This window comes from Minwuia sp. IMCC3060 (assembly GCF_029909435.1).
Classification (GTDB): domain Bacteria; phylum Pseudomonadota; class Alphaproteobacteria; order Minwuiales; family Minwuiaceae; genus Minwuia.
Genome location: NZ_CP123782.1, coordinates 3593554 through 3618008, shown reverse-complemented (window position 1 = coordinate 3618008; position 24455 = coordinate 3593554). Strand labels below are relative to the sequence as shown.

Here is a 24455-nt window from a genome sequence, read left to right as displayed (position 1 = left end):
ATGCTTGGCGTGCTGGTTCCACAGCGGCCTTCCTGTCGCGGCCATGCCCGTTCTTCCGGCTGGCCAACAGGACGGGAACCTGCCCCCGAAACCCGAGCGCCGGTTGATAAGGGCTGGGGGGGTGGCTGTCAAGCCAGTGGCCGAAATGTTCGTTTCCCTGCATTCCTCGCGTCAGGGGGATTCAATCTTGTAGTCCTCCGCTGCGGGGCCTTCCTGCCGCTGGCGGCGCGCACCGGCTTCGAACAGCCGTTCCAGCCGCCCCCAGAGGCCGCCGCCATCACCGTCCTGCCCGGCGGGTTTCGTCCGGTCGTCACCGAGGCTCAGGAAGCCGCGTTCCGGTGCGGCGGGCAGGAGCTTGACGGGCAGCCCGCGGTGGGCGGACAGCATGGTGCTGCGCCAGATCTCCGCCGGTATTCCCGAACCGAAGACATTGCGGGTCGGGCTGTCATTGTCATTGCCGACCCAGACCGCGCCGACGAGGTCCGCGGTATAGCCGACGAACCAGGCGTCACGGTTGTCCTGGCTGGTGCCGGTCTTGCCCCCTGCAGGCCGGTCGATGCCCGCCTTCCGCCCGCTGCCGCGCGTGATGACGGCCTGCATCATCTGGTTCATCTCCCCCACCACGCGGGCGCCAAGTGCAACGCCCAGGCCATCGCCTTGCCTTTGCCAGACGCGGTTTCCGCTGCCATCGTCGATCCGGGTGATCAGATGTGGCACCACCGCTCGACCCCCGTTCGCCAGCGGTGCGAAGGCACCGGCCATGGCCAGCGGCGTCACCTCGGAGGTGCCGAGAACGATGGAGGGATTGTCGGGCAGATCCTCGTTGATCCCGAGCCGGCGCGCCATCTCGATGGCCCTGTCCCAGCCGACTTCGCGCGCCAGCCAGACCGTGCCCGCATTCACCGAGCGCACCAGCGCCTCCGTCAGGGTGATGCGGCCCAGGTAGACATCGCGGGTATTGGCCGGTCGCCAGCCATCGATCTCGATGGGTTCGTCCAGCACCGTGTCCTCGGGGTCGAAGCCGGCTTCCAGCGCTGCGAGATAGAGGAACGGCTTGAAGGCGGAACCCGGCTGGCGGCGGGCCAGGACGGCCCGGTTGAACTGGCTCTCGCCATAGTCGCGACCCCCTACCAGCGCGCGGATCGCGCCGTCCTTCGACAGCACCACGACCGCGCCCTGTTCGACGCGCAGCCGCTTGCCGTTGCGCCGCAGGCTCTCGGTCAGTGCACCGGACGCGGCATCCTGTATCCGCCGGTCGATGGTGGTGTGCACGATGACATCGCCGTCCGGCACGCCGATGAGTTCGCGCACCTCGTCACGGGCGCGGTCGGTGGCATAGCGGATGCCGGTGCCCCGTGGCCGCCCGACCGGAATTGCCGGGGCCGCCAGCACGGCCTTGGCGCGTGCGGCCTCCAGCAGGCCCGCATCCACCATGTTGTTGACCACGATACGCATGCGCTCCGCCGCACCCTGCGGATTGCGCGTCGGGTCATAGCGACTGGGTGCCTTCAGCAGTCCGGCGATCAGTGCCGCCTCCCGCAGGGTCAGATCGGTGGCTGACTTGGCGAAGTAGCGTTCCGCCGCGGCCTCGATGCCATAGGTGCCGGCACCGAAATAGACCCGGTTCAGATACAGCTCCAGAATCTCGTCCTTGCTGAAGCGGCTCTCCAGTCCGATGGCGAGCACGGCCTCCTGCAGCTTGCGCTTCAGGGTCTGTTGCGGGCCGAGATAGAGGTTCTTGGCGAGCTGCTGCGTCAGGGTGCTGCCACCCTGCACCACCCGGCCCGAGGTCAGGTTGATGAAGGCGGCGCGGGCAATGCCCAGCGGATCGATGCCGAAATGGCTGTAGAAGCGCCGGTCCTCCGTCGCGATGACCGCATCCAGGACATGCTGCGGCAGGCGCTCGATCGGCACGGCGCGCGATCCCGGACCGCCATAGATCGCGAGTTCCCTGCCCGTATGGTCAAGGATCGTGACGGTGCCGCCGTTCACGGGGGTGCGCGGTTCCGGCAGGTCGTGCAGCAGGATCACCAGCACGACCACCGCACCGGCCACACCGAGCAGCAGTCCCCATTTCAGAACGCGGCGGATCATGCTGTGGCCCCGAAAGGCGTCATTGCCAACCGCCCTCTGTCCGGATCAGGTGTCCAGGTTCGCCACGGTCAGCGCGTTCTCGCGAATGAAGTCACGGCGGGGTTCGACCACGTCGCCCATCAGGGTGGAGAAGACCTGGTCCGCATCCTCCAGATGCTCGACACGCACCTGCAGCAGGGTGCGGGCCGCCGGATCCAGGGTGGTTTCCCAGAGCTGGTCCGGGTTCATCTCGCCCAGGCCCTTGTAGCGCTGCACGGAGAGGCCGCGACGGCCCGCATCCAGCACGCCCTCGAACAGGCTGGTGGGACCGTGGATCGCGATCTCCTTCTCCTTGATCAGCAGACGGCCAGGCCTGTCGTAGAGGGTCTTCAGCTCGGTGCTGGCATGGGTCAGGTTGCGGGCCTCGCCCGATCCGATCAGGCGGTCATCGATCAGATAGGCTTCCCGAACGCCGCGCAGTTCCCGCTCGAACACCACCGAACCGTCACTGGCGCGTGTGCCGCTCCAGCCCCGTTCATAGTCCGGCGCAAGTGCGTCCAGGCGCGCGGCCACGGTGGCCGCGGCCTCCGTGGCCCTGTCCGGTTCGCCGAAGGAATCCTGGGACAGCGCCCCGGCGATGGCCATCTGTTCGACGATCCAGTCCGGGTATTTCTGGCCCACGGAATCCAGCAGGCGGCGCACCCGCCGTGCCTCCAGCAGCAGTTCCCTGAGTTCCGCACCGCCGTGCTGCACGCCGGCGTGATCGATGAAGACGGCGTCCGTCAGGCCGTTGTCCAGCAGGTAATCCTCGTACTGGCGCTCGTCCTTGCGATAGACGAAGGACCGGCCCTTGGTGATCTTGAACAGCGGCGGCTGGGCGATATACAGGTGCCCGTTCTCGATCAGCTCCGGCATCTGGCGGAAGAAGAAGGTCAGCAGCAGGGTGCGGATATGCGCCCCGTCCACGTCCGCGTCCGTCATGATGATGATCTTGTGGTAGCGCAGCTTGGCGATGTCGAAGTCTTCCCGCCCGATGCCGGTGCCGAGCGCGGTGATCAGCGCCGTGATCTCCGTCGAGCCGAGCATCTTGTCGAAGCGGGCACGTTCCACGTTCAGGATCTTGCCACGCAGCGGCAGCACCGCCTGGTTGCGGCGATGGCGCGCCTGCTTGGCGGAGCCACCGGCGGAGTCACCCTCCACCAGATACAGTTCCGACTCGGTCGGATCCTTCGACTGGCAGTCGGCCAGCTTGCCCGGCAGACCGCCGAGGTCGAGGCCCGTGGGCTTGCGGATGGTTTCCCGCGCCTTGCGTGCCGCCTCACGTGCCGCCGCCGCCTGAACGACCTTCTGGATGATGATCTTCGCTTCGCCCGGGTTCTCCTCGAACCACTGGCCCAGCCCGTCGCCGACCAGCTTCTCGACCGGCGGGCGCACCTCGCTGGAGACCAGCTTCTCCTTGGTCTGGGAGGAGAACTTGGGGTCCGGCACCTTCACCGACAGGACGCAGGACAGCCCCTCGCGCGCGTCGTCACCGATGATGGAGACCTTCTCCTTCTTGGCGATGCCGCTGTTGGCGGCATAGGCGTTCACATGGCGGGTCATGGCGGCGCGAAAGCCGGCCAGATGGGTGCCGCCATCCTTCTGCGGGATATTGTTGGTGAAGCAGAGCACATTCTCGTGGAAGCCGTCGTTCCACTGCAGCGCCGCCTCGACGACAATGCCGTCCCGCTCCGCGCTGACCTTGATCGGGGTGTTGATCAGGGGCGTGCGGTTGCGGTCGATGTACTTCACGAACTCCTCGATACCGCCCTCGTAGTAAAGCTCCACCTTCTTGGTATCGACGTGGCGCTGATCCTCCAGCGTGATCCGCACGCCGGAATTCAGGAAGGCCAGTTCGCGCAGCCTGTGCTCCAGCACGGCGAACTCGAACTCGATGATCTTGAAGGTCTCGGGGCTGGGCAGGAAGCGCACTGTCGTGCCGCTGCGCCCTGCCGCATCACCGCGGATTTCCAGGTCACCCTGCGGCTCGCCGTGATTGAAGCGCAGGAAATGCTCCTTGCCGTTGCGGCGGATGATCAGGTCGAGCTCGGTCGACAGCGCGTTCACCACCGAGACACCGACACCGTGCAGGCCGCCCGAGACCTTGTAGGAGTTCTGGTCGAACTTTCCGCCTGCATGCAGCTGGGTCATGATGACCTGTGCGGCGGAGACGCCCTCCTCCGTGTGGATATCGACCGGAATGCCGCGGCCATTGTCGGCAACGGTGCAGGAACCATCACCGTTCAGCACGACCGACACCGTATCCGCGTGTCCGGCCAGCGCCTCGTCGATGGCATTGTCCACCACCTCGAAGACCATGTGGTGCAGACCCGAACCGTCCTCCGTGTCGCCGATGTACATGCCGGGACGCTTGCGTACCGCATCCAGGCCCTTCAGGACCTTGATGGAATCCGCGTCATAGGCATTCGGCTCGTCGCCGGTCTCGTTCAGTTCGTCACTCATGATCCAACTTTCCTGTCATCCGGCTCAGGCGGGGGTAACCGCTGAGCCATCGATACCGAAATATTGCGCCCGGGTTTCCAGACCGGCGAACAAGGTCCGGTCGGTTCCCGTCAGCCAGGCCTGTCCGCCCAGCACCGCAATCTCGTCGAACAGCGCATTGCGCCTGTCCGCATCCAGATGTGCCGCGACCTCGTCCAGCAACAGCACCGGCACCACGCCACGTTCCGCCTGCTGCATCCGCGCGTCCGCGAGGATGAGCGAGATCAGGAGAGCCTTCTGCTCCCCTGTCGAGCATTGTTCCGCCGCCATGTCCCTGGCGACGTGCCGCACCCGCAGATCGGTGCGGTGCGGGCCGTCCGCTGTCCGGCCAGCGTGGCGGTCCAGCCCGCGACCATCCCGCCAGCGCCGCGTCAGCTCTTCCTCCACCTCGACCGCCGGCCGGGTGGCAAGGGCGTTCTCCGCCAGCCCCTCCAGCGCAATCTCCGCTGCCGGAAAGGCCCCCCGTGTCTGCCGCAGCGCGCCGGAAATGCGCAGCGACCAAGCCCGGCGGGCAGCGGCGATGGCCACGCCATGTTCCGCCATCTGTGCCTCCAGCGCGGTCAGCCAGGCATCATCCGACCGCCCGTCCTTCAGCAGCCGCAGCCGGTCCCGCATGGCCTTCTCGTAGGCATTGGCCCGGGTCGCGTGACCCGGGTCGAAGCCGAAGATCAGCCGATCGACGAACCGCCGCCGTGCCGAGGCACCGTCAAGGAACAGCCGGTCCATCTGCGGTGTCAGCCATGACACCGGGATCAACCCGCCAAGCGCCGCCGGACCTACTGTCTGGCCGTCGATCCGCGCCACCCTGCGTTCCACCCCGTTCTCCACACTCAGCCCCGTACCGATGGCACAGGGGCCAGACGTGGTCTCCGCCTGCGCTGCAATGGCCCAGCGTTCCGCGCCGTTGCGCACCATCTCCGACAGCTTCGCCCGGCGCAGTCCGCGCCCCGGTGACAGCATCGAAACAGCCTCCAGCAGGTTGGTCTTCCCGGCCCCGTTCGGGCCGGTCAGCACCACGGGTCCGATGGCCGGTTCCAGGACGGCGGCGTGATAGGATCGGAAGTCCGTCACCATGAGGCGACACACACCTGCACCGGCGGTGACACGGTCGTCCTCTGCCGTTGCCACCACTGCCGGCGTCAGACCCGCATGGGCATCAGCACATAGAGCGCCGACGCGTCATCCGCGTCCCGGATCAGGGTCGGCGAGTTGGAATCCGCCAGTTCGAAGATGGCGGTCTCGCCGTCGATCTGGCTCGCCACATCCATCAGGTACCTGGAGTTGAAACCGATCTCCATGTCCTCCGACGCATAGTTCACCGCCAGTTCCTCGGTGGCGCTGCCAGCGTCGGGGCTGTTTGCCGAAAGGGTCATGCGCTCGTTCTGAAGGCTGAGCTTCACCGCCCGCGACTTCTCCGTGGAGATGGTGGAGACGCGGTCGACTGCCGACAGGAAGACCTTGGCATCCACGTCCATCTTCCGGTCATTGCCGGACGGGATCACCCGCTCGTAATCCGGGAAGGATCCGTCGATCAGCTTCGATGTCAGAACGGTGTCACCGACACTGAACCGGATCCGGCTTTCACTGACGGAAACGGCCATGTCGCCGCCGGCATCGCCCAGCAGCTTGTGAATCTCGGTCACCGCCTTGCGCGGGATGATGACGCCGGGCAGGGCTTCAGCGCCCTCCGGTGCTTCCATCTCGAAGCGGGCGAGACGATGGCCGTCGGTCGCCACGGCGCGGATATGCTTGCCGTCATCCGTCGCGTGGACATAGATGCCGTTCAGGTAATAGCGGGTCTCTTCGGTCGAGATCGCGAACCGGGTCCGTTCCAGCAGCGTGCGGGCGGTTGCCACCGGCAGCCGGAACTGGTGCGGCAGCTCGTCATCCTCGATGGTCGGGAAATCGTCGTTGGGCAGACAGGCGAGCGCGAAGCGCGACCGGCCGGCCTGCAGGTTCAGCCGCCGCCGCTCCGTATCCAGGCTGAGCTGGATGTCGGCGCCGTCAGGCAGCTTCCGCACGATGTCGTACAGCGTATGGGCAGGCGCCGTGGCCATGCCTGGCGTCTCCACCATCGCGGCACAGCTTTCCACCACCGCAAGTTCCAGATCGGTGGCGCGGAACCGGACGCCGTCGGCTGTTGCCTCGATCTGGACATGGCTGAGAATGGGGATCGTGTTGCGCCGCTCCACCACGCTCTGGACGTGATTGAGGGAGACCAGCAGCGCTGTGCGTTCAATGGTAAGTTTCATCGCAGAATCGAGCCAGATGTCGTTGCCAGGAACCTTGCCTGACAGGACAGCCAGGCAAGAGACTCCGTATAGCATGGGCACTTCCGGATTCGCCAGTGAAACCGCCCCGATTCGGCAGGGTACGATGGTGGCGTCGGGAGTCGTCTGTGGCCTGTGTCATCAGGATCCGATTGCTGGCTGTGCCATCCCTCTCCCCCACCCGGCCACCCAATAAGGATACTCCCGTGGGTGGCCGGGTGGGGGAGAGGGATGGCACAGGCCACGACAAACCGGGAGAGGGATGGCACAGGCCACGACAAACCGGGAGAGGGATGGCACAGGCCGCAATCGGGTCAGTTCGACAGGGCGGCCTCCAGCATCCTGACATCCTCCGCCAGGCTGACATCGGACTGGATCAGTTCCTCGATCCGGCGGACACCGTGCAGCACTGTCGTATGGTCACGGTTGCCGAACTTGCGACCGATCTCCGGCAGGCTGCGGCTGGTCAGGCGCTTGGCCAGGAACATCGCGACCTGGCGGGGCCGGGCGACCGCGCGGGCGCGGCGGGCGGACGACATTTCCGCCATCCGGATGTTGTAATGCTCCGCCACCTTGCGCTGGATGTCGTCGATGGAGACCTTGCGGGCATTGGCACGCAGCACGTCGGCCAGCACCTCCTGCACCATTTCCAGCGAGATCGCGCGGCCCATCAGGGCGTGGTAGGCGATGATGCGCTTCATGGCCCCCTCCAGCTCCCGCACGTTCGAGGTGATGCGGTGTGCCAGGAACTCGATGACTTCCCGCGGGACGGTCACTTCCGGTTCCAGGGCCAGCTTCTGTTCCAGGATGCCGACACGCAGTTCGAAGTCGGTCGGGTGGATGTCGGCGACCAGGCCCCAGGCCAGGCGGGACCGGACGCGTTCCTCCATCCCCTCCAGATCGGACGGGGAGCGGTCAGCGGAGACCACGATCTGGTGGTTGCGGTCGATCAGCTCGTTGAAGGTGTGGAAGAATTCCTCCTGCGTCGACTCCTTGCCTGAAATGAACTGCAGGTCATCGACCATCAGCACGTCGACGGACCGGAACTTCTCCTTGAAGGAGACGGTATCGCGGAACCGCACGGCCTTGATGAAATGATACATGAACATCTCGGCGGTGAGGTAGAGCACCTTCCGGTCCGGACGACGCTGGCGGATATGCCAGGCGATCGCATGCATCAGATGCGTCTTGCCGAGGCCGACCCCGGCGTAGAGGAACAGCGGATTGAAGGCGACCCCGTCGGCATCAGCCACCCGGCGGGCGGCGGCATAGGCCAGTTCGTTGGGCTTGCCGACGACGAACTTGTCGAAGGTCAGGTTCTGGTCCAGGACGCTGACCAGACCCTTTTCCGGCTCGGCCTCCCGCGGACGAATGATCGACGGTGCGTCCGGTGCAGGTCTGGAACCGTTGCCGTTGGTCGTGCCGGCTGGCTTGCCGGTGCGTTTCATCGGGGCACCGTCGTCGGCAATGCCATCCTTGCGGCTGGCCATGGCCTCCAGGCGGGCATCCATACCGACATCGATCACCACTTCACGCAGATGTGGAATGTCGACGCGGAACTCACGTTCCAGCAGGGGGCGGTAATTGTTGGAAATCCAGTCGCGCAGGAAACCGGTCGGGGCCAGCAGGACAACCTGGTCGTCATGCAACGCGACCGGGCGCAGCGGACGCAACCAGCTGTTGTAGGACGCCTCGCCTACCGTCTGCATGGCGCGCTGCGAGACGGCCATCCAGAGCAGATCCAGTGCGCGTTGATTGTCATCGCTGCCTTGAAGCACAGGACTCGGCGCATCTGACAAATCATCGTCCCTCAAACCCGCCTCCCTCGCATGGTCCGCAGCACCAGAAGGAAAGAACAAATCTTTCCCGTTCCCCGCAATCAGAAAAATTGCGCGTGTCCACTTAACAGCATAAAGCTACAATTAGCGTCGATACTTGAGATGCTGCCCAAAAAACTGCACATTTTTCTTGCTTTTTTGTGCACTTTTTCAGTGGCAAGCCCCATCCGCCTGACGCCCCAGAACATAGATCGTTCAGGGGGGGCTGCGCAAGCACAACGAATCAGTTTCCGGACCGTTTTGTTGGTCCCCTGTGCGAGGCCCGTGACGCAAGGCGCAGGAATCCAACGGGGATTCCCCGGATTCAAGAATGACACTTTTTTTTCGATGCCGAGCGGGTATGTGACAGACGCAACAGGGGCGCCGCGACCGGTCAGTCGCAACGCCCCTGTTGGTTGTATTCGTTGGTCTCAATCGCGCCTCTCGGCGCATGCAGGATCAGGCTGCGGCGATCGCCCTGACACGTGCATTCAGTCGCGAAACCTTGCGTGATGCATTGTTGCGCTTGATCAGGCCCTTGCCCGCAGCGCGGTCGAGTTCCTTCTGCGCCAGCACCAGGGCCGCGCGGGCATCTTCGCCCTTGCCCTCGGCAATCGCGACTTCAACCTGCTTCACAAAGGTCCGGACCCGGCTGCGCCGTGCCTTGTTGCGCTCCGTGCGCTTCGCGTCCTGACGGATCCGCTTCATCGCGGACTTGATGTTGGCCATGCCTGTGAATTCCGTGCACTGCTGTTGGGTGTTGTAGAGGGCGGGCTTATAGACAAGGCCCTGTCAGTCGTCAAGCGTGGTCCGGTGCAGGCGTGGTCGGCGCGGTGACCGGAACGCGCGGCATTCTACGGCAGGTCTTCCGTCGCGGGCGGCCAGACCGGGGTGTCATGCGGATAGAGGCGGGTCACATGACCCATCTTCCGGCCCCTGCGGCTTTCCGCCTTGCCATAGAGGTGCAGCGACCCTTCACCCTGCAGCAGCTCTGCCCAGGCGGAGCTGTCGTCACCGATCAGGTTGCGCATCACCGCACGGTGGTGCGGGGCGGTCGATCCCAATGGCAGCCCCATGGTGGCGCGAACCTGCTGCTCGAACTGGCTGACCCGACAGGCCTCCATGGTCCAGTGGCCGGAATTGTGCGGGCGGGGTGCCATCTCGTTGAACAGGATGGCACCGCTGTCGGTCACGAAGAACTCCACCGCCAGCAGGCCGACGACCTCCAGGCCGGTTGCCAGCGCCCGCGCTGCCGCTGTCGCGGCCTCCGTCACTGCGGCGGGCAGGGCCGCAGGCGCTATGGTCAGATCAAGGATGTGATCGCGATGGCGGTTCTCCACCGCCGGCCAGGTCAGCAGGGTCCCGTCCACCCCCCGCGCGGCAATGACCGAGATCTCCGCCGTGAAGGGCACGAAGGTTTCCAGGATCGCCGCCCGGTGCCCCAGCTCGGCATGGGCCGCTGCGGCCTGTCCGGTTTCGCGGATGATGCGCTGGCCCTTGCCGTCATAGCCCTCCCGCCGGGTCTTGAGCACGGCAGGCACGCCGATGCGGGCAACGGCGGCCTCGAGATCCGCTTCCGACGAGACCTCGGCAAAGGGCGCGACCGGCACACCGAGTTCCAGCGCCGCATTCTTCTCCGCCAGCCGGTCCTGGGCCACGGCCAGCACATGCGCGCCGGGGCGCACGGGCACCTTGCGCGCCAGATGCTCGACTGCCGCGACGGGCACATTCTCGAATTCCAGGGTGACGGCATCAACGCTGTCGGCAAAGCGGTCCAGCGCGGCCAGATCGTCCCACCCGGCAACCGTGGCCCTGTCGGCGACCTGTTCCGTGGGCGAGTCCGCTTCCGGGCCGTAGACATGCACCCGGTAGCCCAGTCGCGCGGCGGAGAGCGCCATCATGCGACCGAGTTGCCCACCCCCCAGCACGCCGATGACCGATCCCGGCGGCAGGGCGGGCCCGGCTTTGGCGGCCGGGCTCACCGCTGGGGCTCTTCCGCCACCGATGCGGACTGTGCCGCGCGCCAGGCGGTCAGGCGCTGCATCAGTTCCGGGTCACCCAGGCCGACGATGGATGCGGCCATCAGGCCTGCGTTCTTCGCGCCCGCCTTGCCGATCGCCAGGGTGCCGACCGGCACACCGCCCGGCATCTGGACAATGGAGAGCAGGCTGTCCATGCCGCTCAGCGCCTTGCTCTCGACCGGCACACCCAGCACCGGCAGTGCCGTCATGGCCGCGACCATGCCCGGCAGATGCGCCGCGCCCCCCGCTCCGGCGATGATGACCTGCAGACCCCGGTCGCGGGCTGTCCGGGCATAGTCCGCCATGCGATCCGGTGTCCGGTGCGCGGACACGATCCGGACCTCGTGCGGGACGCCAAGTGCCTCCAGCACCGCAACGGCTTCCCGCATGGTTTCCCAGTCCGACTGGCTGCCCATGATCACGCCGACGCGTGCGTCTGCCGTTCCGCCTGACTCAACTGCTGATTCTGAACCGGTCACTGGACCTCACCCTCGAAAAACAGGCGGCGGATTATAGGGATGCGGTTCCCGACCACAAGCGGGAGAAGGCTTTCTTAACCAGTGCAGGGCATTCTGCGAGGAACGGCGAACCGAATTTGCCTGAACTGGACTTTGCCTGAGAGGATTCACATGAAGATCGGTGCCTATTCATCCCTGCCGGGTGCCCGCGCAGTGGACCGCCCGCGTGGAGCTGCCAGGTCAGGTGCGGGTGCTGCCACCCGCGAGACATCGGTCAACAGCCCTCCGGACGTGGAAGTGGGCAACTTCTTCGGGGTCCCCGACGGCGAGCTGACACCGAAGGTGCGCGAGGCGCTGCTGGGGCTGATGGACGAGGTCGACTCGCTCCGCCGCGAGCTTCAGGCCGCGCGCGGCAAGATCAGCGACCTGGAGGCACTGGCCGACAGGGACCCGCTGATGCCGGTGGCCAACCGCCGTGCCTTCGTCCGCGAGATGTCGCGGATGATGTCCTACACCGAACGCTATGGTGTGCCCTCCAGCCTGGTCTTCTTCGACGTCAACGGGCTGAAGCAGATCAACGATACCATGGGGCACGCGGCCGGCGACAAGGCCCTGCTGGCGGTTGCGACGACCCTGGGCGAGAAGGTGCGCGACACGGATATCGTCGGCCGTATCGGCGGTGACGAGTTCGGTGTCATCCTGGCTCAGGCGGACGAGGATGTGGCGCGGGACAAGGCCCAGCAACTGGTCGATGCGATCCGTGAGAAGCCGATCGATATCGACGGTACCATCGTGCATCTTGAAGTGGCGCACGGCGTCTTTCCCTTCGGGCGCGGTGACGATGCCTCGACCGCGCTGGCGGAGGCGGACCGGCGCATGTATCGCCGCAAGCAGGAGATGAAGGCCGATGGCCCACCTGTTCCCGTACCCAGGGCCGTGAACGAATAGCCCGTCACGGGACTCCCTCTGATCCGCGCCTGACGCCTGTCTCGTCTGTTCGGCCAACTGTGGTTTCATCGGGGCCAGTCCGGTTATGGTCGGGGGCAAGGCTGCAGAAACTGACCAGGCGGATCCCCCACGATGACATCCAGGACCCAACCCGAGCCAGAACTGGTGCGACTTCAGACACGCGACGGGCTGACGCTTGTCGCCGACCGTTACGGCCCGGCCGACGGGCAACCCGTCATTTTCATGCATGGGGGCGGCCAGACACGACACAGCTGGGGCGGTACCGCCATGGAAATGGCGCGGCGCGGCTGCTCCGCCTTCACCTGCGACCATCGCGGGCACGGGGACAGCGACTGGTCGCCTGAAGGTGCCTATGCGTTCGAGGACAATGCCAACGACCTGCGCGACTGGGCAGCGCAGATGCAGCGCCCGCCCGTCGTTATCGGCGCGTCCCTGGGGGGCATCGCCGCCATGCTGGCGCTGGGCCATGCGCCGGCGGTGCAGGCCCGCGCGCTGGTTCTGGTCGACATTGCACCGCTGATGGAGCGGTCCGGCACGGATCGCATCATCTCCTTCATGCGCGAGAACATGGAAAGTGGCTTTGCCCGGCTGGAGGATGCGGCGGCTGCCGTCCAGGCCTACACACCGGAGCGCAAGCGGGCGGTCGACCTCAACTCCATCCGCAAGAACCTTCGGCAGAGAGGGGATCGCTGGTACTGGCACTGGGATCCGAAGTGCCTGAAGGACGGTCGTGACGAGGACTCGGAGCAGCTTCATCAGCGGCTCTGCGACGGGGTCCGCCAGACCACATGCCCTATCCTGCTGGTACGTGGACGGCATTCGGACGTGGCGAGCGAGGAATCCGCTGCGCACCTGCTTACGCTGCGTCCCGATGCAGCCTGCGTTGACGTTTCCGGTGCCGGTCATATGGTGGCGGGCGACCGCAACGACATCTTCACCGATGCGGTGCTTGAATTCCTTGAACGGAACGTGCCGCTGAACCAGGTGGCCTGATCCGGCGAATACTGGAAACGGTGACAGGCGGTCAGGCTGTCCTGCGCCTGATCACAACCAGCAAGCGGGAGCGCGCGCAGCACATGGCCGAGCCAAAGATCGTCACGGCGGCACTGATCATCATCGGCAACGAGATCCTGTCGGGCCGTACCAAGGACCGCAACATGGGGTTTCTTGCGGAGGAACTGACGGACCGCGGTGTCCGGCTGATGGAGGTCCGCGTGGTTGCCGACATCCAGAAGGAAATCGTCGATGCGGTGAACAGCCTACGTGCCCGCTATGACTATGTCTTCACGACGGGCGGCATCGGCCCGACCCATGACGACATCACGGCGGACGCGATCGCCGTGGCCTTCGGGGTGGGGATTTCCGAGAATCCGGAAGCGGTCGCGATGATGGAGCGCCGCTACAAGACCGGCGAGTTCACGGAAGCGCGGCGGCGCATGACCCGCATCCCGCATGGCGGCGTGCTGGTGCGCAATCCGATCAGCACCGCGCCGGGCTTCAGGGTGGAGAATGTCTATACCTTCGCCGGCATCCCCGCGATCATGCAGGCGATGTTCAAGGAGATCGTGCACGAGCTGGCAGGCGGCGATCCGGTCCTGTCCCGCACCGTGACCTCCATGTTGCCCGAAGGGGTGATCGCCACACCGCTGGAGAAGGTGGAGAAGGATCATCCGGGCCTGGAGGCCGGGTCCTATCCCTTCGTGCGCGACGGGCGTTTCGGATCGTCGCTGGTATTGCGGTCCACGGACGCCGAACTGCTGGACCGCGCCAAGGAACAGCTGAAGGCAGCGATCATCGAACTGGGCGGCACGCCGGTGGAGGAATGAGCGTGGCTGAACGGGCGCGCATCAGTCCCTTCACCAAGTTCCTGATCGAGGTCGGGCCGCTCGGTGTCTTCTTCTTCGCCAACAACCGCTTCGACATCTTCACCGCGACCGCCGCCTTCATGGTTGCGGTCGCGATCTCGCTGGCGGCCAACTATGCGCTGGAGCGCCGCCTGCCGGCGATGCCGCTGGTGACGGGTGTGTTCGTGATGGTGATGGGCGGCCTGACGCTCTACCTGCAGGACGACCTGTTCATCAAGATCAAGCCGACGATCACCAACCTGCTGTTCGCCGGCATCCTGCTCGGCGGCCTGGCCTGGGGGAAGCTGTTCCTGCGCTATGTCTTCGGTGCCGCCTTCCGGCTGGAGAATGCGGGATGGCGTATCCTGACGATCCGCTGGTCGCTGTTCTTCGTCTTCCTGGCCATCGTGAACGAGATCGTCTGGCGCAACTTCGACACCGACACCTGGGTGAACTTCAAGGTCTTCGGGATCATGCCGCTGACCTTCGTCTTCGCGCTGGCGCAATTGCCGGTGGTGAAGCGCCATGGTTCGATCATCGGTGCCGAAGAGGATGAGGGCGGCGACAGCAGCGGGGCAACCGGAGCCGAGACCCGTGACAGCGACCGCCCGGCCTGAGGTTCCCTACTTCCCGCCGGAAGGTGGCCGGTTCCGCATGGTGCTGGGCCTGAAGGTCCTGGCCGACGCCGACTGGATCGAGATCGATGCCGCCTTCGCCGATGACCTGGCGGAAAAGCAGCGGCTGATCGCGGCGGATCGCGCGGCCGTGTTCCAGGCCCTGCCGGACAGCGTGCCCGCGCAACGGGAATTCTTCGACCATCTGACCGACCACCTCGGCCGCTACCACAGCCAATCCTTCCGGCGGCAGGGCGACGGGGTCCGGGTCGTGCCGACCGGCCGTCTTGTGGTGCCTGATCCGGCTGCCCCGCTGCTGGCCGCCGCCGCGCTGGTTCAGGAGGACGTGTTGCTGCTGCAACCCGGCCCGGACGGGGCCTTCCGGCTGGTGGCCGGTCTGCTGGCCTTTCCCACCCGCTGGTCGCTGGCGGAGAAGATGGGCCGACCGCTGGCCGCGATCCACGCGCCCGTGCCGGGATATGGTGCGCATCTGGAACGGCCGATGGACCGCCTGTTCGCGGGACTGAGGCCCGGTCGCCTGCTCTGGCGCAGCAACTGGTCGCTGCTGGATGACCCGGCCCTGCATCAGCCGGGCGGGCACGGTTCGGGGACGGCGGGCAGGGCGCTGGATGCGGCGACGGTGGGGGAGAGGCTCTGGTTCCGGGTGGAGCGCCAGACCCTCAGCCTGCTGCCCGATACGGGGACAGCGGTCTTCACGGTGCGCATTCATCAGGCCCGGCTGCAGGATCGGGTACGCACGGCGGCGGAAGCCCGCGACATGCGCGATGCGATCCTGGAGATGCCGGAAGAGATGCGCCGCTACAAGTCCATGCCGGGTTTTCTGGCTGCTTTGCTGCAATGGCTGGAAGAACACGCCGAACAGGTGAAATGAATCCATTCGACCGGTTTCCCGGACTGTGGTATTGATGAAGCCGCGACCAACGCGTTCTGTAGCAGTGTTGTCGTTCCGACGGCAACTGTTCAGACCGCGCCGCAAGCGTCTGTAGTTTCGTCATGCTTGCCATATGAAACATCAGGACATGGTTGCAGTGAATGGGGCCGCGCTTGCGGCTGCTCCGAGCTTGTTGCGCCTGGGAGAATCTTGATGGCGACCGGTACGGTTAAGTGGTTCAACACCACCAAGGGTTATGGCTTCATTCAGCCGGATGATGGGGGCAAGGATGTCTTTGTCCACATCACGGCGGTGGAGCGCGCAGGTCTGCGTGGCCTGAACGATGGACAGAAGATCCAGTTCGATATCATTCCTGATCGCGGCAAGAGCGCGGCAGGCAACCTCGAACTGCTCTGACCTTACAGACGGATCGGTCGATCCATCTGAAAGCCCCGGCCTCACCGCCGGGGCTTTTTCGTTGGGGGGTGTTTGTGGACCGTTCCTCCCCTCTCCCCCTCCCGGCCACCCACGGGAGTATCCTCAATGGGTGGCCGGGAGGGGGAGAGGGGAGGAACGGTCATCAGCCATGCTGGCCGTCACGCCCCTCAGATACCCCGCGCCAGCTCCAGGAAGCGGCGTTCCATGTCGCGGTCCTCGCGGAAGACGCCGGTGAAGCGGGTGGTGATGCAGGACACGCCGGGCTTGCGGATGCCGCGGGTGGTCATGCACTGGTGTGCGGCATCGATCATGATGGCGACGCCACGCGGCTTCAGCACCTTCTCGAAGGTGTGGGCGATCTGCGCGGTCATGGTCTCCTGCGTCTGCAGGCGCTTGGCGTAGATCTCGACGACGCGGGCCAGCTTGCTGATGCCGACGACCTTGCCGTTCGGGAAATAGGCCACGTGGGCCTTGCCGATGATCGGCACCATGTGGTGTTCGCAATGGGTCTCGATGCGGATGTCGCGCAGCATGACGATGTCGTCATAACCCTCCACATCCTCGAAGGTGCGGCCCAGTACCTCTTCCGGATCCTCGTCATAACCGGCGAAGAATTCCTCATAGGCGCGGGCGACGCGCTTCGGCGTGTCCAGCAGCCCCTCGCGGTCGGGGTTGTCCCCGGCCCATTCGATCAGGGTGCGAACGGCGGCCTCGGCCTGTTCGCGGCTTGGACGGGACTTGCCGGTGGCGGGGTCATATTCCCGTCCTTCGGTTCCCTTGCCGGGTTCCGTAACCAGAGCATCCATGGCTCGCTGTCCTTCCTCGTCCAGACCGTGGCCCAGCCACGGGCCTCCTCGATAAGCTACAGGTACGTTGCCGCCCCGGGTGCGGATCATTCCGGCACCGGATTGCTCAGGTAAGGCGTTGAGCAGGTTTCACAAGCGTCCTGCGACGATTATTGCGCAGGTGCACGGGGATGTCATCCACAGCGGCGCACATGACTTGCGTTGCCCTTTGGTAGGGTCGATAAGAACGCTGATCGTGACGCCTGGCCAATAGAGGATGCAGGAAAAGACCAATGACCCTGACGATTTACAATTCGTTCGCACGGAAACGGGAAGCCTTCGTACCGGCCGATCCGAACTGCGTGACGATGTATGTCTGCGGGCCGACGGTCTACAATGATCCGCATATCGGCAATGCACGTCCCGCAGTGGTCTTCGACATTCTCTTCCGCCTGTTGCAGCGGCTCTATCCGGTCGTGCGCTATGCCCGCAACATCACGGACGTCGAGGACAAGATCAACGACAAGGCCCGCGCGGAAGGGGTGCCGATCGACACGATCACCAATCGCTACATCGAGGTCTATCGCGCCGACATGGCGGCACTCGGCGTGCTGCCGCCGACCATCGAACCGCGCGTGACAGAGACCATGCCGGAGCTGATCGCGATGATCGGCAGGCTGGTGGAGAGCGGCAATGCCTATGAGGTGGACGGCCATGTGCTGTTCCACGTCGGCTCCTTCGCCGATTACGGCAGCCTGTCCAACCGCAGCCGTGACGAGATGATCGCCGGCGCCCGGGTGGAGGTCGCGCCCTACAAGAAGGACCCGGCCGACTTCGTGCTGTGGAAGCCGTCCACCGACGACATGCCGGGCTGGGACAGCCCCTGGGGGCGGGGACGGCCCGGCTGGCACATCGAGTGCTCCGCGATGGCCGAGACGCACCTGGGCCGGACCATCGACATTCACGCCGGCGGGCAGGACCTGATCTTCCCGCACCACGAGAACGAGATCGCCCAGAGCACCTGCGCGCACGGTGGGGAGACCTTCGCGCGCTACTGGATGCACAATGCGATGCTGCGGGTGGATGGCACCAAGATGTCGAAATCCATCGGCAATGTGCTGCTGATCTCCGCGCTTCGGGCGGAATGGCCGGGGGAGGTCATTCGCTGGCTGCTGATCTCCGGTCACTACCGGCACCCGCTGGATTTCGCGGCCGCCGGGCTGGAACAGGCGCAGAAGACACTCGACCGGCTCTATGGCCTGCTGCGCGACACGGCCGATGCTGCGGGGGGTGTGCCGGCAGACGATGACCCGGATGTCGCCGCCGTCGTGCAGGCCCTGTCGGAGGATCTGAACACGCCCAAGGCGCTGGCGGAGGTCTTCCGCATCGCCAAGGCGCTGGAGGCGGCGGAGGGCGCGGAACGCCAGCGGCTGCGCGCGGCACTGCTGGACGGTGCGGGCCTGCTCGGCCTGCTGCAGCGGGAACCGGCGGACTGGTTCGCGGCCAAGCAGGCGGCGAGCGGGATCGACGCGGCGGAAGTCGAGGCGCTGATCGCGGAGCGGCAGGCGGCACGCAAGGGACGGGATTTCGCCCGTGCCGATGCCATCCGTGATGATCTGGCCGCGCGGGGCGTGGTGCTGGAGGACAGTGCGGCCGGCACCACCTGGCGGATCGAGACACCGAGTACCGAGGCCGCCGGGGCCGGGGGCGCGTGACCGCGGCCCTGCCATGGCGCAGGGCGATCCTGCCGCTGGCCATCGCCCAGACCGTTGTCTGGGCCGGGGTTTTCTACAGCTTCGCCGGTCTGCTGGCGCGCTGGGAGGCGGATCTGGGCTGGTCCAAGTCGGACCTGTCCGCCGGGCTGACCCTGGCGCTGATCGCCTCCGCGGCCTTCGCGCCCTTCGTCGGGCGGCTGATCGACCGGGGCAAGGGACGCTATCTGCTGACGTTGGGTCCGGTCGTGGCGGCACTGCTGCTGCTGGTGCTCTCCCAGGTGCAGACCCAGACGCAGTTCCTTGTGGTCTGGATCCTGCTCGGCTGCACCATGGCGGCCTCCCTGTACGAGCCCTGCTTTGCCTTCATCACCCATCACTACGGCGCGGAGGCGAAGCGCCCGATCACCCTGATCTCCCTCGTCGCGGGCTTCGCGGGCACCGTCTCCTTCCCCACCGCCTTCGCGATCGCGGAAGTCGGCGGCTGGCGGCTGAGCATCACGGTCTTTGCCGTGCTGATCCTGCTGATCACCGTGCCCTTGACCTGGATCGCGACAGGACGGATCGAGCGGGCGCTGCCATTCATTCCGCCGGTGGCTGCAAAGCCTGGTGCCACGCCACCGGTGCGGCTGATCGCGCGGCCTGCCTTCTGGTTCATCGCGCTGGCCTTCGCCTGCATCACCATGAACCACGGCATGCTGATCAACCATCTGATGCCCTTGCTGCAGGAACAGCAGCTGGAGCCTGAAACAGTGGTGCTGGCCGCGTCGATGGTCGGCCCGATGCAGGTGGCGGGACGGCTGGCGATGATGGCGGCGGAGCGTCATATCTCCATGGTCCGCATCACCTCCTTCGCCTTCGGGGCCATGGCCGTGGCGGCGCTGGCGTTGCTTGGAACAGCGGCGGCGCCCGCCCTCATCGTCGTCTTCGTCGTGCTGCAGGGGGCAGGGGTCGGCGTCAATTCCATCACCCGCCCCGTGGTCACCGCGGAACTGCTGGGGCGGGAAGGCTTCGGCGCGATCTCCGGCACCATCGCCGCCATCACCATGACCAGCTATGCCATCGCCCCGCTGGCCGCCGCCTGGCTGTGGGGGCTTGGCGGCTATGACGTGATGATCTGGATCTGCCTCGTGCTGGCGCTGGTTGCCACCTTCTCCATCCCGCTCGCCGCCATGCAGCGGACCCGGAAGGTCTAGGCTCGAGCCCGCGAGCAACGTGGTGAGGGGGAAAGGGTGAACCGCCTCTCCACCTCAAACCACGCCTTGCCCGGGCTTGACCCGGGTACCCAGAGTGCCGCTCCGGCGTGGGCGACTGGGCTCGCGGATCAAGTCCGCGAGCATCGGGAGGGGGGAAGGGAGGGAACTGCCTCTCCACCTCAAACCACGCCGTACCCGGGCTTGACCCGGGTACCCATGGTGCCGCTCTGGCGTGGGAGACTGGGCTCGCGGATCAAGTCCGCGAGCATCGGGAGGGGGGAAGGGAGGGAACTGCCTCTCCACCTCAAACCACGCCGTACCCGGGCTTGACCCGGGTACCCATGGTGCCGCTCTGGCGTGGGAGACTGGGCTCGCGGATCAGGTCCGCGAGCATCGTGAGGGGGGTGAGGCGAGAGCTGTCGTGCTTTGCCCGCGTTCCCGGGAACGGTCAGTCCGCCTGCCCGAAATGCAGGGTGGCGCGGCCATGCTTGCGACGGTCGATGGCGGTGAAACCTTCCGGCCATGCGAACGGATCGGTGCCGTCCGTTTCCACGATGACGAATGCCCCGGCGGTGAGCCAGCCGTCGTCGAGCGCCGCGCCCAGCGCGGTCGCCGCCAGGTCCTGGCCGTAGGGCGGATCCATCAGGACCAGGTCATGGGCGACAGGCGGGCGTCCGGGCTTCAGGGCATCGCGACGGACGATCCGGGTGCTGTCGGTCGCCCGGGCGCGCGCGATGTTTTGTTTCAGCACTGTCAGTGACGTCTCGGCCTTCTCGACGAATGTCACCTGTCCGGCCCCTCGGGACAGGGCCTCCAGCCCCAGCGCGCCGGACCCGGCAAACAGGTCGAGTACGGTACAGCCGGTCGGGCAGGGCCCGTCGTGACCTGTCCGGAAACGGCTGTTGTGGGCCAGGACGTTGAACAGTCCCTCCCGCGTGCGGTCAGCGGTGGGGCGGATGGTGCGGTCGTCACCGCCCTCCAGCTTCAGGCCACGCAGGGTTCCGGCGATGATGCGCATGGCGGTTCAGCCCCGGCTGCCGTCGCGCTGTATGTCGAAGAAGCCGCGAACGGCCTTGCGCAGCTCGAAGCCCGGCACTTCCGTGACCTCGCCCCGCTGCAGCTTGTCCAGCGCAAAGGGGCCGTAGCGGGTGCGGATCAGGCGGTTTACGGTCAGGCCCGCCGCTTCCAGCGCACGCCGGACCTCCCGGTTCCGCCCCTCCGCCAGTTCGACCAGCAGCCAGCAGTTGCGGCCCGCCTGCCGCTCGATCGTGGCCTGGATCGGGCCGAACTGTTCGCCATCGACGCGGATGCCGTCGGCCAGGCGTGCCAGCCGTTCCGGCTCCGGCGTGCCAAAGGCACGGGCGCGATACTGTCGTACCCAGCCGGTCGAGGGCAGTTCCAGCGCCCGTTTCAGGCCGCCGTCATTCGTCAGCAACAGCAGGCCTTCGGAATTCAGGTCCAGCCGCCCGACACTCATCACGCGGGGCAGCCGCTTGGGCAGGTGATCGAAGATCGTCGACCGGCCCTGCTCGTCACTCGCGCTGGTGACCAGCCCGGCAGGCTTGTAGTAGCGCCAGATGCGGGTGGGTTCGGCGGCGGCGACCGGTTTGCCGTCCACCAGGATCGTGTCGTCCGGCGTGACGTTCAGGGCGGGGGAGGTGAGGCGCTTGCCGTTCACCGCAACCCGACCGGCGCCGATCATCCGCTCGATCTCCCGTCGGCTGGCGACACCGGCGCGGGCCAGCCGCTTGGCGATCCGCTCGCCCTCATGTTCGGTCATGACCAGCGTTCCGTCGCGGCATCATCCACCGCGCGCGCTTCCACCCATTGCGGCCCCTCGGGCGTGTCCTCCGACTTCCAGAACGGGGCGCGGGTCTTCAGCCAGTCGATCAGGAATTCGCTGGCCCGGAAGGCTTCCCCCCGGTGGGCGGAGGCGGTGATCACCAGCACGATCCTTTCGCCGGGTTCCATCCGGCCATGGCGATGCACGATCAGGCTGGCCTGGATGTCGAAGCGCGACAGCGCCTCTGCCTCGATGGCCGCCAGCGCCTTCTCGGTCATGCCCGGATAGTGCTCCAGTGTCAGGGCGCCGACATTGCGGTCGTCGCTGAAATCGCGCACCAGACCGACAAAGCTGACCACGCCGCCGATGTCCTTGCGACCGGCCAGCAGGGCATCCAGCTCCGCGCCCGGATCGAAGTCGTCGCGCTGCACACGCACTGTCATGGTTCAGCCGCCCGTCATGGGGGGGAAGAAGGCAACCTCGTCCGCATCGCTGACGGGATCGTCGAGTTTCGCGGTCTCCTGGTTCACGGCTGCCCGGATCTGCTTCAGATCGGCGAAGGCATGGGCGAAGCCGGGGCTGCGCTCCGACAGTGCGCCGATCAGGCCGCGCACGGTGGTCACGCCCTCCGGCAGGCTCCAGGTTTCCTCATGGACCCCGGTGCGTTCCCGCACCCAGGCAAAATAGAGCAGTTTCAAGAGATCGCCTCCCGGAACGAGATGAAGCCCAACCTATCGCCGGGCGCGACCGCCGTCACCTCTTCCGCGATCTCGATCAGGCCGTCGCTGTCGGTCAGCGAATGTATCACGCCGGACCCCTGTTTCGGATAGCGGCTGGCAACCAGTTCGCCGCTGTCGTCCGGGGCCAGTGTCCCGCGCAGCCACTCCCGCCGGTCGGGCTTGGACTTCATGGCGAAACCCGACCTGACCGGCCAGCGGCGCAATGGCTTCGGCGATGCGCCCTCCAGCCTATCCAGCAGCGGGCGCACGAACATCAGGAAACAGGCCATCACCGCCACCGGATTGCCCGGCAGGCCGACGAAGGCCCTCCCCGCGACATGTCCGAAGGCCAGCGGACGCCCCGGCTTGACCGCCAGCCGCCACAGATGCACCGCACCAAGTGCGCTGACGACGTTGCGGACATGATCCGCGTCCCCGGTCGAGACGCCGCCGGAGGTCAGGATCAGGTCGGACGATTGCGCGGCCTTTGCCAGCGCCTGTCGCACCGCCTCCGCATCATCGGGCAGGACGCCGCCGTCCTCGGCCATGATCCCGATCCGCTGCAGCAGGCCGGTCAGCATGGGGCCATTGGCATCATGCACCTGACCGGGAACCTGCGCCCCGCCCCGCCGGTGGATCTCGTCCCCGGTGGAGAAGACGGTCACGCGGGGACGCTCATGCACGTCGACCGATGTCAGACCGCCCGCGGCCAGCAGCGCGACCTGCGCCGGACCCAGCCGCGCCCCCGCCCGCAGCAGGGTTTCGCCCGCTGCAATGTCCTCGCCCGCGCGCCTGCGGTTGGCCCCGCCCTTCAGTCCCGCCGGAATCCGCACCTGTGCGCCGTCCAGGCTGACGTCTTCCTGCATCACCACGGTGTCGGCACCGTCCGGCATCACGGCCCCGGTGAAGATGCGCACCGCGGTTCCGGGCGCGATGGCCCGCCCCAGCGGATGCCCCGCCGCGGACTGGCCGGAGACGGTCAGCACCGCCGCCCCATCCGCCGCGCAGTCGCTGAAGCGGAAGGCATAGCCATCGACGGCGGCATTGTCGGCCGGCGGCGATGCGCTCAGCGCCGTTGTGTCGGTGGCAAGCACGTGGTCTGTCGCCTGCTTCAGGTCCAGGTGCTTCACGGCTGTCAGTGCGGGCACATTGGCCGCAATCCGCGCCGTGGCTTCGTCCGCGGTCATCAGGGCGCCGCCGAAGGCAAAGCAGTCGTCGCTGATCTGGCTCATGCCGGCACCCGGGCAGCCACAAAGGCGGCGATCTCGTCGATGGCATCCAGGGCGAAGACCGGTCGTCCATCCGCCTGCGTAACCGCGTCGCTGACGACAGCCAGCACGGTCGGGTCATCGGGAAACAGCGGTGGCTTGCCGGTGGCGGCGCGATGTACCTCGATCTTCGGGTGACCTGCCGACTTGTAGCCTTCGACCAGCACCAGATCGACCGGGGCCAGGCGCTGCAGCAGGTCGTCCAGCTCCGGCTCCGGCGCGTCGCGCATTTCCCGCATCAGCGCCAGCCGGGCGCGGGAGGAGATCAGGACCTCGCTCGCCCCGGCCTCCCGGTGGCGCCAGGTATCCTTGCCCGGCGTGTCGATATCGAAGCTGTGGTGTGCATGCTTGATGGTGGAGACACTGAGGCCCCTGGCCACCAGCGCCGGGATCAGGCGCGTGATCAGCGTCGTCTTGCCCGATCCGCTCCATCCCGCGATGCCCAGCACATTGTGCGTGATCATGGACCGTCGTCCCGGAACTGCGGTCCGGCAGCGCTCAGATAGGCAAAGCCGGTCTGAAGCGCCAGGAAACCGGCGATCCAGAACAGCACCAGGCCGGGCAGCAGCGCCGCCTGAAACGGCAGCAGCAGCACGGTCAGTGCGACCATCTGGGTGGCGGTCTTCCACTTGGCCAGGCGGCTGACCGGGACCTCGATCTGGCGGAAGGCGAGGAATTCCCGCAGGCCGGAGACGAACATCTCCCGGCACAGGATCGCGATCGCCGGGACCACGTGCCAGCCGCCAATGGTGCCGAAGCTGACCAGCATGACGATGACCGCGACCACCAGCAGCTTGTCGGCCATGGGGTCCATGAACTGGCCCAGCTTGCTGCCCGCGTTCCAGCGCCGGGCCAGGTTGCCGTCCAGCCAGTCGGTGACACTGGCCACCACGAACAGCACCAGCGGCAGCCAGGCCCGCCAGGGATCGGGCAGGAAGAAGGCGATCACCAGCGGCGGGATGACTGCCACGCGCAACCCGGTCAGCAGGTTGGGCAGGCTGCGCTGGAATGGTGTCGGGCTGTGTGAATGATCCGTCATTGCGGCGGACCTTAGA

24 protein-coding genes are annotated in these 24455 nt (G+C 66.3%); 8 read left to right on the top strand and 16 right to left on the bottom strand.

All coding sequences use genetic code 11. The features are described 5' to 3' along the window. Window positions 1-171 precede the first annotated feature (171 nt). The 8 genes from QGV54_RS16930 to purE form a co-directional block, all read right to left on the bottom strand. Entirely contained in the window at window positions 172-2094 is a 1923-nt protein-coding gene (locus QGV54_RS16930) for a PBP1A family penicillin-binding protein (protein WP_281019472.1), read from the bottom strand. A 45-nt stretch (window positions 2095-2139) separates the two neighbouring features. Next, window positions 2140-4575: a DNA topoisomerase (ATP-hydrolyzing) subunit B gene (gyrB, locus tag QGV54_RS16925; RefSeq protein ID WP_281019473.1), complete on the bottom strand. Its 2436-nt coding sequence runs from the start codon at window positions 4573-4575 to the stop codon at window positions 2140-2142. 24 nt (window positions 4576-4599) lie between these two features. Then, a complete protein-coding gene (recF, locus tag QGV54_RS16920; RefSeq protein ID WP_281019474.1) occupies window positions 4600-5688 on the bottom strand; it encodes a DNA replication/repair protein RecF in 1089 nt (362 codons plus the stop codon). Window positions 5689-5753: 65 nt separating this feature from the next. Then, on the bottom strand, window positions 5754-6866 hold the full coding sequence (dnaN, locus tag QGV54_RS16915; protein WP_281019475.1) for a DNA polymerase III subunit beta: 1113 nt from the start codon (window positions 6864-6866) through the stop codon (window positions 5754-5756). Between the two features lie 332 nt (window positions 6867-7198). Next, window positions 7199-8614 carry a chromosomal replication initiator protein DnaA gene (dnaA, locus tag QGV54_RS16910; RefSeq protein WP_281019476.1) on the bottom strand — a complete coding sequence of 472 codons (1416 nt, stop codon included), beginning with the start codon at window positions 8612-8614 and terminating at the stop codon, window positions 7199-7201. A 546-nt stretch (window positions 8615-9160) separates the two neighbouring features. Next, complete coding sequence (rpsT, locus tag QGV54_RS16905; RefSeq protein ID WP_281019477.1) at window positions 9161-9430, bottom strand: 30S ribosomal protein S20; 270 nt, start codon at window positions 9428-9430, stop codon at window positions 9161-9163. A 125-nt stretch (window positions 9431-9555) separates the two neighbouring features. Further along, the gene (locus tag QGV54_RS16900) at window positions 9556-10683 is read right to left on the bottom strand and encodes a 5-(carboxyamino)imidazole ribonucleotide synthase (protein WP_281019478.1); all 1128 of its coding nucleotides are present in this window, start codon (window positions 10681-10683) and stop codon (window positions 9556-9558) included. Beyond that, complete coding sequence (gene purE / locus QGV54_RS16895) at window positions 10680-11138, bottom strand: 5-(carboxyamino)imidazole ribonucleotide mutase (RefSeq protein ID WP_348638792.1); 459 nt, start codon at window positions 11136-11138, stop codon at window positions 10680-10682. Before purE ends, QGV54_RS16900 begins: the two co-directional genes overlap by 4 nt. Before the next feature lie 213 nt (window positions 11139-11351). Between purE and QGV54_RS16890 the strand changes: the two genes are divergently transcribed. The 6 genes from QGV54_RS16890 (at window position 11352) to QGV54_RS16865 (ending at window position 15916) form a co-directional block, all read left to right on the top strand. Beyond that, a complete protein-coding gene (locus QGV54_RS16890; RefSeq protein WP_281019480.1) occupies window positions 11352-12128 on the top strand; it encodes a GGDEF domain-containing protein in 777 nt (258 codons plus the stop codon). 165 nt (window positions 12129-12293) lie between these two features. Beyond that, complete coding sequence (locus tag QGV54_RS16885) at window positions 12294-13142, top strand: alpha/beta hydrolase (RefSeq protein ID WP_281019481.1); 849 nt, start codon at window positions 12294-12296, stop codon at window positions 13140-13142. Between the two features lie 83 nt (window positions 13143-13225). After that, window positions 13226-13975: a molybdopterin-binding protein gene (locus QGV54_RS16880; RefSeq protein ID WP_281019482.1), complete on the top strand. Its 750-nt coding sequence runs from the start codon at window positions 13226-13228 to the stop codon at window positions 13973-13975. 2 nt (window positions 13976-13977) lie between these two features. After that, window positions 13978-14610: a septation protein A gene (locus QGV54_RS16875; RefSeq protein ID WP_281019483.1), complete on the top strand. Its 633-nt coding sequence runs from the start codon at window positions 13978-13980 to the stop codon at window positions 14608-14610. Further along, window positions 14588-15499: a DUF3445 domain-containing protein gene (locus QGV54_RS16870; protein ID WP_281019484.1), complete on the top strand. Its 912-nt coding sequence runs from the start codon at window positions 14588-14590 to the stop codon at window positions 15497-15499. Before QGV54_RS16875 ends, QGV54_RS16870 begins: the two co-directional genes overlap by 23 nt. 213 nt (window positions 15500-15712) lie before the next feature. Then, a complete protein-coding gene (locus QGV54_RS16865) occupies window positions 15713-15916 on the top strand; it encodes a cold-shock protein (protein WP_281019485.1) in 204 nt (67 codons plus the stop codon). Between the two features lie 188 nt (window positions 15917-16104). On the opposite strand, the gene folE is transcribed toward QGV54_RS16865, so the two are convergent. Then, window positions 16105-16743, bottom strand: a complete 639-nt coding sequence (folE, locus tag QGV54_RS16860) for a GTP cyclohydrolase I FolE (RefSeq protein ID WP_281019486.1) — start codon at window positions 16741-16743, stop codon at window positions 16105-16107. Window positions 16744-17015: 272 nt separating this feature from the next. Here folE and cysS point away from each other — a divergent pair, with 272 nt between their 5' ends. Both cysS and QGV54_RS16850 read left to right on the top strand, forming a co-directional pair. Beyond that, complete coding sequence (gene cysS / locus QGV54_RS16855) at window positions 17016-18437, top strand: cysteine--tRNA ligase (protein WP_281019487.1); 1422 nt, start codon at window positions 17016-17018, stop codon at window positions 18435-18437. Continuing rightward, entirely contained in the window at window positions 18434-19630 is a 1197-nt protein-coding gene (locus QGV54_RS16850) for an MFS transporter (RefSeq protein WP_281019488.1), read from the top strand. Before cysS ends, QGV54_RS16850 begins: the two co-directional genes overlap by 4 nt. A gap of 448 nt (window positions 19631-20078) precedes the next feature. Here QGV54_RS16850 and rsmD read toward each other — a convergent pair whose 3' ends face one another. Genes rsmD through pgsA form a run of 7 tightly spaced genes read right to left on the bottom strand, consistent with a single transcriptional unit; the run spans window position 20079 to window position 24439 of the window. Beyond that, entirely contained in the window at window positions 20079-20648 is a 570-nt protein-coding gene (rsmD, locus tag QGV54_RS16845) for a 16S rRNA (guanine(966)-N(2))-methyltransferase RsmD (RefSeq protein ID WP_281019489.1), read from the bottom strand. A gap of 6 nt (window positions 20649-20654) precedes the next feature. Beyond that, window positions 20655-21410, bottom strand: coding sequence for a pseudouridine synthase (locus QGV54_RS16840; RefSeq protein WP_281019490.1), 756 nt, complete (start codon window positions 21408-21410; stop codon window positions 20655-20657). Continuing rightward, window positions 21407-21856, bottom strand: coding sequence for a molybdenum cofactor biosynthesis protein MoaE (locus tag QGV54_RS16835; RefSeq protein ID WP_281019491.1), 450 nt, complete (start codon window positions 21854-21856; stop codon window positions 21407-21409). The genes QGV54_RS16840 and QGV54_RS16835 overlap by 4 nt, the downstream gene beginning before the upstream one ends. Window positions 21857-21859: 3 nt before the next feature. Next, a complete protein-coding gene (gene moaD / locus QGV54_RS16830; protein WP_281019492.1) occupies window positions 21860-22111 on the bottom strand; it encodes a molybdopterin converting factor subunit 1 in 252 nt (83 codons plus the stop codon). Continuing rightward, window positions 22108-23364 (bottom strand): gephyrin-like molybdotransferase Glp, encoded by a 1257-nt coding sequence (gene glp / locus QGV54_RS16825; RefSeq protein ID WP_281019493.1) that lies wholly within the window; start codon window positions 23362-23364, stop codon window positions 22108-22110. Before glp ends, moaD begins: the two co-directional genes overlap by 4 nt. After that, on the bottom strand, window positions 23361-23864 hold the full coding sequence (gene mobB, locus QGV54_RS16820) for a molybdopterin-guanine dinucleotide biosynthesis protein B (RefSeq protein ID WP_281019494.1): 504 nt from the start codon (window positions 23862-23864) through the stop codon (window positions 23361-23363). Before mobB ends, glp begins: the two co-directional genes overlap by 4 nt. Further along, window positions 23861-24439 carry a CDP-diacylglycerol--glycerol-3-phosphate 3-phosphatidyltransferase gene (pgsA, locus tag QGV54_RS16815; RefSeq protein WP_281019495.1) on the bottom strand — a complete coding sequence of 193 codons (579 nt, stop codon included), beginning with the start codon at window positions 24437-24439 and terminating at the stop codon, window positions 23861-23863. Before pgsA ends, mobB begins: the two co-directional genes overlap by 4 nt. Window positions 24440-24455 lie beyond the last annotated feature (16 nt).

Coding starts and splice junctions, on each gene's coding strand:
- QGV54_RS16930 (WP_281019472.1), bottom strand. CDS start 2,094: ATGATCCGCCGCGTTCTGAAATGGGGACTGCTGCTCGGTGTGGCCGGT.
- gyrB (WP_281019473.1), bottom strand. CDS start 4,575: ATGAGTGACGAACTGAACGAGACCGGCGACGAGCCGAATGCCTATGAC.
- recF (WP_281019474.1), bottom strand. CDS start 5,688: ATGGTGACGGACTTCCGATCCTATCACGCCGCCGTCCTGGAACCGGCC.
- dnaN (WP_281019475.1), bottom strand. CDS start 6,866: ATGAAACTTACCATTGAACGCACAGCGCTGCTGGTCTCCCTCAATCAC.
- dnaA (WP_281019476.1), bottom strand. CDS start 8,614: ATGGCCGTCTCGCAGCGCGCCATGCAGACGGTAGGCGAGGCGTCCTAC.
- rpsT (WP_281019477.1), bottom strand. CDS start 9,430: ATGGCCAACATCAAGTCCGCGATGAAGCGGATCCGTCAGGACGCGAAG.
- purE (WP_348638792.1), bottom strand. CDS start 11,138: ATGGGCAGCCAGTCGGACTGGGAAACCATGCGGGAAGCCGTTGCGGTG.
- QGV54_RS16890 (WP_281019480.1), top strand. CDS start 11,352: ATGAAGATCGGTGCCTATTCATCCCTGCCGGGTGCCCGCGCAGTGGAC.
- QGV54_RS16880 (WP_281019482.1), top strand. CDS start 13,226: ATGGCCGAGCCAAAGATCGTCACGGCGGCACTGATCATCATCGGCAAC.
- QGV54_RS16865 (WP_281019485.1), top strand. CDS start 15,713: ATGGCGACCGGTACGGTTAAGTGGTTCAACACCACCAAGGGTTATGGC.
- folE (WP_281019486.1), bottom strand. CDS start 16,743: ATGGATGCTCTGGTTACGGAACCCGGCAAGGGAACCGAAGGACGGGAA.
- cysS (WP_281019487.1), top strand. CDS start 17,016: ATGACCCTGACGATTTACAATTCGTTCGCACGGAAACGGGAAGCCTTC.
- rsmD (WP_281019489.1), bottom strand. CDS start 20,648: ATGCGCATCATCGCCGGAACCCTGCGTGGCCTGAAGCTGGAGGGCGGT.
- QGV54_RS16840 (WP_281019490.1), bottom strand. CDS start 21,410: ATGACCGAACATGAGGGCGAGCGGATCGCCAAGCGGCTGGCCCGCGCC.
- QGV54_RS16835 (WP_281019491.1), bottom strand. CDS start 21,856: ATGACAGTGCGTGTGCAGCGCGACGACTTCGATCCGGGCGCGGAGCTG.
- glp (WP_281019493.1), bottom strand. CDS start 23,364: ATGAGCCAGATCAGCGACGACTGCTTTGCCTTCGGCGGCGCCCTGATG.
- mobB (WP_281019494.1), bottom strand. CDS start 23,864: ATGATCACGCACAATGTGCTGGGCATCGCGGGATGGAGCGGATCGGGC.
- pgsA (WP_281019495.1), bottom strand. CDS start 24,439: ATGACGGATCATTCACACAGCCCGACACCATTCCAGCGCAGCCTGCCC.